Here is a 5,093-nt window from a genome sequence, read left to right on the forward strand (position 1 = left end):
CCGTAGAGCCGTACCAGGCAGCCGACGAGCTCCTCGGCGGTGTCGGCCACCTCGGGGCCCGCCCGCGTCCGCAGCTCGGCGAGCAGCGTCTCGACTCGCTCCCCGGCGGCCTGGGCGTCGCTGCCGCCGTCGAAGGTGCCACCGTCGAAGGCGCCGGCGGGCACCCCATCGTCCGCGCCGGACCCGGCGGTCACCTCAGACCGCCAGCGTGATTCCGGTCGGCGAGTGGGCCGTCTTCAGCACCCGGCCGCCACCCAGGTACATATGGACACCGCAAGGCAGGCACGGGTCGAAGCTGCGGACCGCGCGCATGATGTCGATGCCCTTGAAGTTCTCCGGCGTGTTCTCCTCGAAGATCGGGGTGTTCTGCACCGCGTCCTCGTAAGGGCCAGGCGTCCCGTAGGTGTCCCTAACGGACCCGTTCCACGGGGTCGGCGGGTACGGGTGGTAGTTGGCGATCTTGCCGCCCCTGATGACCATGTGGTGCGAGAGGACGCCGCGGACCGCCTCGGTGAACCCGCAGCTGAAGGCCTCGTCGGGCACCTTGAACGACTCCCACGTCTTGGTGTGCCCGGCACGGACCTCGGCGAGCGCCTGCTCGGTGAAGTACAGCGCGCACGCGGCGGCGTAGGCCTGGAAGTAGGTCCGGGCCCTGTTCCGCTCGATCGCGTTGGACAGCGGCTGGCCGGCCTTGTCGACCGGGATTTTCCACTCGAACGTGGTCTCTGGGCGGGACATCGTCCGCGGCAGGTTGATCTGCACGCTGTGCCCGGTGGACTTCACGTAGCCGAAGTCCACGAGGCCCGCGAGCGCCGTCGCCCACAGCCGCGCGATCGGGCCGCCGCCGGTGTCGAGCGGCAGGTAGTCCTTGCCGTCGAACCAGCGCGGCGACATCGTCCAGCTGTACTTGTCGTCGAAGTCACGCTTGGCCGGCCGCGGGATCGTGTGCTGGTTCCACGGGTGCCTGCGGTCCACCGGGTTGCCCAGCGGGTCGTGCGTGACGAACATCTCCTGGTCCTCCCAGTCCTCGTAATACGAGTGGCCGAGCAGGATCCTGATGCCGAGGTTGATGTCGACCAAGCTGGTGGTGACGAGCTTGCCGTCGACCACCACGCCGGGCGTGACGAACATCTTGCGGCCCCAGTCCTCCATGTTCTGGTAGGTGAAGTCGCAGTACTCGGGGTTGTTGAGGCTCCCCCAGCAGCCGAGCAGGACCCGCCGCCTGCCGACTTCCTCGTACCCGGGCAGCGCTTCGTACATGAAGTCGAACAGGTCGTCGTGCATCGGCACGACGCGCTTCATGAACTCCACGTAGCGCATCAGCCTGGTCAGGTAGTCGGTGAACAGCTGCACCGTCGCCACCGTGCCGACGCCGCCGGGGTAGAGCGTCGACGGGTGCACGTGACGCCCTTCCATCAGGCAGAACATCTCGCGCGTCGACCGCGACACCTGCAGCGCCTCGCGGTAGAACTCGCCCTCGAGCGGGTTGAGCGAGCGCATGATGTCGCCGATGGTCCGGTAGCCGTGGTCGGCCGCGTGCGGCGCCTCGGTTGCGTTGGCGCGCTCGAGCACGCCCGGGTTGGTCTCGGCGACCATCCTCTCGCAGTAGTCCACGCCGACCAGGTTCTCCTGGAAGATGTTGTGGTCGAACATGTACTCCGCGGACTCGCCGAGGTTGATGATCCACTCGCCGAGGTGCGGCGGACGGACGCCGTAGGCCATGTTCTGGTTGTAGACCGAGCAGGTCGCGTGGTTGTCACCGCAGATGCCGCAGATCCGGCTGGTGATGAAGTGCGCGTCGCGCGGGTCCTTGCCCTTCATGAAGATGCTGTAGCCGCGGAAGATGGACGACGTGCTGTGGCACTCGGCGACCCGCTTGGCCTTGAAGTCGATCTTGGTGTAGATGCCGAGGCTGCCCACGATCCTGGTGATCGGGTCCCACGTCATCTCGGTGAGCTCGGAGTCCTTGCCCGCCGCCTTGCTCGGTGCCTTCTCTGTCGCTGTCATCGCTTGATCACCACGTCTTCTGGTAGCCGGTGCGAAGCTCGGTGCCCTTGACCCGCCACTTCGGTTCCTTGTCCACGGTGCGGGCGGTGATGCCGCGCAGCGACCGGATGACCGTGCCGTACATCCCGCTCGCCGTGGCGGAGACCCGGGACCCTGGCGGCTCGTCCATGAACGGCATGAACTTGTCGGGGAACCCGGGCATCGTGCAGGCGATGCAGATGCCGCCCACGTTGGGGCAGCCGCCGACGCCGTTGATCCAGCCCCGCTTGGGCACGTTGCACTTGACGACGGGCCCCCAGCAGCCGAGCTTGACCAGGCACGTCGGCGAGTCGTACTCGCCGGCGAACGTTCCTTCCTCGTAGTAGCCGGCCCGGTCGCAGCCCTGGTGCACGGTGGCCTCGAACAGCCAGCGCGGCCGCAGCGCGTCGTCCAGCGGGATCATCGGCGCCTGCCCGGTCACCTGGTACAGCAGGTACAGGATCGTCTCGGACAGGTTGTCGGGCTGGATCGGGCAGCCGGGGACGCACACGATGGGCAGGCCGGCCTTGGACTTCCAGTCCCAGCCGAGGTAGTCCGGGACGCCCATGGCGCCGGTGGGGTTGCCGGCCATGGCGTGGATGCCGCCGTAGGTGGCGCAGGTGCCGACCGCGAGGATGGCCGTCGCCTTCGGCGCGAGCCGGTCCAGCCACTCGCTGGTGGTCATCGGCTGGCCGGTCGCCGGGTTGTTGCCGAACCCGCACCAGTACCCTTCGGACTTGATCGCCTCGTTAGGGATCGATCCCTCGACGACCAGTACGAACGGCTCCAGTTCGCCCCGGTCCGCCTTGTGCCACCATTCGATGAAGTTGTCAGCGCCCTGCTCGGGTCCGCATTCGAAGTCGATCAGCGGCCAGTGCACGGCCACCTTCGGCAGCCCTGGCAGGGCGCCGAGCACGATTTCCTCGATGCTGGGCTGGGTGGCGGCGGTGAGCGCCACCGAGTCCCCGTCGCACCCGAGACCGCCGTTCATCCACAGAATGTGTATGACTGGGTCCTGCGTAGCCTGTGACTCCTGCGTCATGGCATGCCGTCCTTCGGTCGGCCTCGGCCGACTGGCCCGCTCCGGGCCGTAGGCCGTCTTCGGTGTCCTCAAGCGTAAACCTGGTGTGAGCGAAGGATCAAGACACAACCGTCGGCCCGGCGGACATTTCTGTCCGCCGATCGTGAGTCGCATTCCGGCGCACCGGGCACGTACGCTTACGAGGCAGGGAGCGTGCGGTGGCACCCGGGAAAGGGTTATGGACAGGGCAGACGACCGGATCAGCGACAACATCGAGGTCGTGCCTGTCGTGGTGGTGTCGCAGACTTTCCCCGCTAGGCCGTCCTCGATCCCGGACATCCGCGATTTCGTCAGGCGCTGCCTTGCCCAGTCGCCGCTGTCTGAGGAAGACACCCGCGAGGTCGGCGAGACCGTGTCCCAGGCGCTGCTGGAGGCGGCCGGCCCGACCGGGGCCATCAGTGTCTCCTTCCGCATCTTCCCTGATCACGTCGAGGTGGACGTGCTCCGCTCCGGCCCGCAGTTCCCGTCCGCCCCGGCCATCGACGCGCTGACGTCGCTGCTGCGCTCCCGCGAGTCCGCAGGCCCGGCGCCCGTCGCGGAGCTCCCCGCCACTGAATCCGGCGCCGCGGCCGCCGAGGCCGGCAGCGACCGGGCGCCCTCGTCGTCGTTCGCCGAATGGATGACCGGCGTGCTGCGCAGGGAAGGCCTCACGATCGAGTCCGCGGCGAGCCAGCTGGGCGTCTCGGTGAAGACCGTTAGCCGCTGGGTCGGCGGCAGCACCGAGCCGCGGCTGCGTGACCTGCGGCGGATCCACGAGCTCTTCGGCGAGGTCCCGTTCCCCTGACCGGCCGCCCGGCGTACGGTGGGGCCGTGGACGACATCACAGGCTCTTTCCGGCTTGGCCCGGACTCCGGCCGAGTCGTCATCAAGACCGGCCGGGCGGGGCTCGCCGCCCGCGCGGGTCACGACCTCACCATTGAGGTCACCCGCTGGTCCGCGACGGTCACGGTGCCCGGCGACGGCGTGGCCGCGGCGGAGGTCACCGCCGAGCTCGACCTCGGGTCGCTGGCCGTGCTCGAAGGGACCGGCGGCGCCAAGCCGCTCAGCGACAAGGACCGCCGCGACATCCTGAACACGGCCGGCAAGATCCTCGGCCGCGGCACGGCCCGCTTCACCTCGTCCCGGATCATCCCGGCGGCCTCAGGCGGCGCGATCGAGGGAACGCTGACCCTGGGCGGCGCGACCAGGCCGGCCAGGCTGCAGCTGGTGAGCCGGGGGCCCGGCCAGTACCGGGGCACCGCCACGGTGCGGCAGACCGACCACGGCATCACGCCGTACACCGGCTTCTTCGGCGCGCTCAAGCTCAAGGACGAGGTGACGGTCGAGGTGGAAGCCGACCTGACCCGCGCCGCCAGAGAAAAATAGTCCTATTCAGAACGGGCCCGTGATGACTCAGGTGATCAGGACCGCGCTGCGCGTGGAGGGCATCGTCCAGGGGGTCGGCTTCCGCCCGTTCGTCTATTCGCTCGCGACCGGCCTGGGCCTCGGCGGCCTGGTGGGCAACGACGTGGACGGCGTGTTCGCCGAGATCGAGGGCCCGCCCGCGACGGTGCGGGAGTTCCTGCGCCGGCTGGAGCGTGAGGCGCCGCCGCTGGCGCGGATCGAACGGGTCACCACGTCCGCCATGCCGCCGGCCGGCACGGCCTCCTTCACGATCGCGCCGAGCGGCCCCGCTGGCCGGCGCAGGACCCTGGTCGCGGCGGACACCGCGACCTGCGCGGACTGCCTGCGCGAGCTGTCCGACCCGGCCGACCGCAGGTACCGGTACCCGTTCATCAACTGCACGAACTGCGGGCCGCGGTTCACCATCGTCCGCGACGTGCCCTACGACCGGCCGCTGACCACGATGGCCGGCTTCGCGATGTGCGGGCCGTGCGCGGCGGAGTACCACGACCCGGCCAACCGCCGGTTCCACGCCCAGCCGGTGTGCTGCCCGGCCTGCGGGCCGCGGCTGCGGCTGCTCGCCGCGGACGGGACAGAACTGTCC

6 protein-coding genes are annotated in these 5,093 nt (G+C 69.4%); 3 read left to right on the plus strand and 3 right to left on the minus strand.

The features are described from left to right. The 3 genes from WA805_RS15475 to WA805_RS15485 all read right to left on the minus strand — a co-directional run. Window positions 1-194, minus strand: a 194-nt coding sequence (locus WA805_RS15475; RefSeq protein ID WP_425242668.1) for a hypothetical protein, incomplete at its 3' end; no start/stop codon positions are given. A 1-nt stretch (window position 195) separates the two neighbouring features. Next, window positions 196-2,007 carry a nickel-dependent hydrogenase large subunit gene (locus tag WA805_RS15480; protein WP_422288917.1) on the minus strand — a complete coding sequence of 604 codons (1,812 nt, stop codon included), beginning with the start codon at window positions 2,005-2,007 and terminating at the stop codon, window positions 196-198. A gap of 7 nt (window positions 2,008-2,014) precedes the next feature. Beyond that, the gene (locus WA805_RS15485) at window positions 2,015-3,016 is read right to left on the minus strand and encodes a hydrogenase expression protein HypE (protein ID WP_422276122.1); all 1,002 of its coding nucleotides are present in this window, start codon (window positions 3,014-3,016) and stop codon (window positions 2,015-2,017) included. A gap of 268 nt (window positions 3,017-3,284) precedes the next feature. Here WA805_RS15485 and WA805_RS15490 point away from each other — a divergent pair, with 268 nt between their 5' ends. The 3 genes from WA805_RS15490 to WA805_RS15500 all read left to right on the plus strand — a co-directional run. Further along, window positions 3,285-3,890, plus strand: a complete 606-nt coding sequence (locus WA805_RS15490; protein ID WP_425242669.1) for a helix-turn-helix domain-containing protein — start codon at window positions 3,285-3,287, stop codon at window positions 3,888-3,890. A gap of 26 nt (window positions 3,891-3,916) precedes the next feature. Next, window positions 3,917-4,471, plus strand: a complete 555-nt coding sequence (locus WA805_RS15495) for a YceI family protein (protein ID WP_424561795.1) — start codon at window positions 3,917-3,919, stop codon at window positions 4,469-4,471. A 22-nt stretch (window positions 4,472-4,493) separates the two neighbouring features. Further along, the coding region (locus tag WA805_RS15500; RefSeq protein ID WP_425242670.1) for an acylphosphatase at window positions 4,494-5,093 on the plus strand (600 nt) is incomplete at its 3' end.

This window comes from Trebonia sp. (genome assembly GCF_049794275.1).
GTDB lineage: Bacteria > Actinomycetota > Actinomycetes > Streptosporangiales > Streptosporangiaceae > Trebonia.